The organism is Vibrio sp. 10N.261.51.A4 (assembly GCF_041471945.1).
Taxonomy (GTDB): Bacteria; Pseudomonadota; Gammaproteobacteria; order Enterobacterales; family Vibrionaceae; genus Vibrio; species Vibrio crassostreae_C.
On record NZ_JBFRPJ010000135.1, the window covers coordinates 1 to 1,311 of the forward strand.

The 1,311-nt window shown below is 40.7% G+C and carries 1 protein-coding gene; it reads left to right on the forward strand.

Annotated elements, in window-relative coordinates; translation table 11 throughout:
* Positions 1-39: 39 nt before the first annotated feature.
* Positions 40-1,277 (forward strand): IS3 family transposase gene (locus AB4384_RS23080; RefSeq protein WP_136979693.1). Its coding sequence is split into 2 segments (ribosomal slippage): positions 40-412 and positions 412-1,277, totalling 1,239 coding nucleotides; the frame shifts between segments, so codons are not numbered across the junction.
* The last annotated feature ends 34 nt before the right edge of the window (positions 1,278-1,311 follow it).

A 1,311-nucleotide genomic window follows, 5' to 3' on the forward strand; every position in this document is an offset into this window, starting at 1 on the left:
GTCCCGTCCTGAAATGTGTTTACACATTGAGGACGAATTATGGCTACTTCAAATAATACCTACGTTAAGCGCACTCAGCGTGATTACACACTAGGCTTTAAATTACAGGTCGTCGCCGCTGTAGAAAGAGGCGATATGACATATAAACAAGCCCAAACCATTTATGGTATCCAAGGCCGTTCAACTGTTTTAACTTGGCTTCGAAAGCACGGTAAGATGAATTGGGCGCAAACTCCAAGGATGAATACCATGCACCAATCAACTAAGCCTAAAGAGTCACCAGCACAGAAAATAAAGCGTCTTGAGAAAGAGCTGGAAGACGAAAAAATCAAGAATCTCTTTTTAAATAGAGTGGTTGATATTCTTGATGCTGAACACGGAACTAGCCTCAGAAAAAAGTATCTCACCAAGGAGCAAGAAGCCTTCAAGAACAAGAAGGAATAAGTTTAGTTCGAGTATGTAAGCTATGCGGGATAACGAGACAAAGCGTTTATCAACGAGAAAAGCGAGCTGTTCTTCGCCAGTTGGAACTTAAACCCATCAAACAAATGGTGTTGGATATTAGACGTTATATGCCTCGGGTTGGCACTAGAAAGCTCTACTTTTTACTTAAGCCAAAGTTGCAAGAACAAGGTATCAAGTTAGGTCGGGATGCTCTTTTCAACTACTTACGTGATGAACGGTTATTGGTAAGACCTAAACGTAGTTTTACGAAAACGACAAACAGTAAGCATTGGATGAAAAAACATCCGAACTTATTAAAGAACTACAAACCATGCACTCCAGAGGGTGTGTTAGTAAGTGATATTACCTATATCCAATCAGATGAAGGCATTCACTATCTCTCATTGGTAACTGATGCGTTTAGTCGGAAAATTATGGGCTACGAGCTGAGCAACGAAATGAAGGCGACGGATGTTGTGAAAGCGCTAGATATGGCTATTAAGGGGCGTCAATATCATCGTTCGTGTATCCATCACTCTGATCGTGGTCTCCAGTATTGCTCCGGTGTTTATCAAGATAAGTTGAAAAGTAGCGGCATAAGCCCCTCGATGACAGACGGTTATGACTGCTATCAAAATGCATTAGCAGAGAGAGTAAATGGAATACTGAAACAAGAGTTCTTACTTAATAAGTGTAAAAACCTCGGAGAGCTTAAACAACTAGTAAAAGAGTCTATAAGTACCTATAACAATATGAGGCCGCACCTTAGTCTCAGGATGAAAACTCCAAATGAGGTGCATGAAAAAAGCCAACAGCTGATGCTGTTGGCTTAGTAGAAATACTGTCAACGTATTTTAGGACGAGACA